General features: G+C 63.4%; 1 protein-coding gene. It reads right to left on the minus strand.

Going from position 1 to position 1,585, the window contains the following annotated elements:
- Nucleotides 1–1,585 (minus strand): NAD-dependent DNA ligase LigA (gene ligA, locus VMR03_RS12595; protein WP_325405724.1); only part of this gene is annotated, 1,585 nt, incomplete at both ends.

Below are 1,585 nucleotides of genomic sequence, written 5' to 3' on the forward strand. Positions count from 1 at the left end.
CGACATGGCGGATACCGAGCGCGAAGATGAAGCGGTCGAGGTCGACCTCACGGCGGCCGTCGATCGCCTTGAAGAGATTGGCGGCGGAGGTCGGCCCCCAGCCTTCGCGGTCCTTCAGCTTCTTGAGGCTCTTCCTGTCGCGTTCTTCGAGGGTGAAGATGTCGGCCGGCCGCGTGATCAGGCCATCCTCATAAAAGGCCGCGATCTGTTTCTCGCCGAGGCCTTCGATGTCGAAGGCATTGCGCGAGACGAAGTGACGAAGCCGCTCCATCGCCTGCGCCGGGCAGATGAGACCGCCGGTGCAGCGGCGCACCGCATCGACCTTGCCGGTCTTCTCATTCGTCTCGCGTACCGCGTGACTGCCGCAGGCCGGGCAACGTTCGGGGAACTTGAAATGGCGCGCGTTTTTCGGACGCTTCTCCTCGACCACGCGCACGATCTGCGGGATCACGTCGCCCGCGCGCTGCACGACGACCGTGTCGCCCAGGCGCACGCCGAGGCGTTCGATCTCGTCTTCATTGTGGAGCGTCGCGTTGGAAACCACGACACCGCCGACGGTGACGGGCGTCAGCCGCGCCACCGGCGTCAGCGCGCCGGTACGGCCGACCTGGATGTCGATGTCTTCGAGCACCGTCATCGCCTGTTCGGCGGGGAACTTGTGCGCCAACGCCCAGCGCGGGGAGCGCGAGACAAAGCCGAGACGTTGCTGCCAGTCGAGCCGGTTCACCTTGTAGACGACGCCGTCTATGTCGTAGCCGAGCGTCGCGCGGTTCTCCTCGATCTCGTGATAGAAGGCGAGCAGCTCTTCCGCAGAGGTGCAAACGCGGAAGAAGGGATTGACCTCGAAACCCCAGTGCCGGAATTTTTCGATCATGCCGGAATGCGTCTCGGCGGGAAGCTCGCTGACATCGCCCCAGGCATAGGCGAAGAAACGCAAGGGGCGCGAGGCCGTGATCTTCGGATCGAGCTGGCGCAGAGATCCCGCCGCCGCGTTGCGCGGATTGGCGAAGCGGGGTTTGCCCGCTTTCTCCTGCCTTTCGTTCAGTGCCTCGAAATCCTTGTGGCTCATATAGACTTCGCCGCGCACCTCGAAGACATCCGGCGCGCCCCGGCCCTTGAATTTCTCCGGCACGTCGTCGATGGTCTTCAGATTCTCGGTGACGTTCTCGCCCTCGCGTCCGTCGCCACGCGTCGCGCCGACAATGAAGTGTCCCTTCTCATATCGCAGCGACGCCGAGAGACCGTCGATCTTCGGTTCCGCCGTCACCTCGAGGACGTCGCCGTCTTTCAGGTTCAGAAAGCGGCGGATGCGATTCCAGAATTCGGTAACATCCTCGTCCTCGAAACCGTTCGAGAGCGAGAGCATCGGAACCTTGTGTTCGACCTTGCCGAAGGCTTCCGTAGGCGCCGCGCCGACGCTTTTCGACGGGCTGTCCTCGCGCACCAGTTCGGGATAGCGCTTCTCGATGGCGTCGTTGTGTTTCCTGAGCGCGTCATAGGCGGCGTCGGAAATTTCCGGCGCGTCTTTCTGGTAATAGAGCCTGTCGTGGTGGGCGATCTCCTTCGCAAGCCGCTCCAGCTCCGC

It is taken from the genome of Parvibaculum sp., assembly GCF_035511255.1.
Taxonomy (GTDB): Bacteria; Pseudomonadota; Alphaproteobacteria; order Parvibaculales; family Parvibaculaceae; genus Parvibaculum.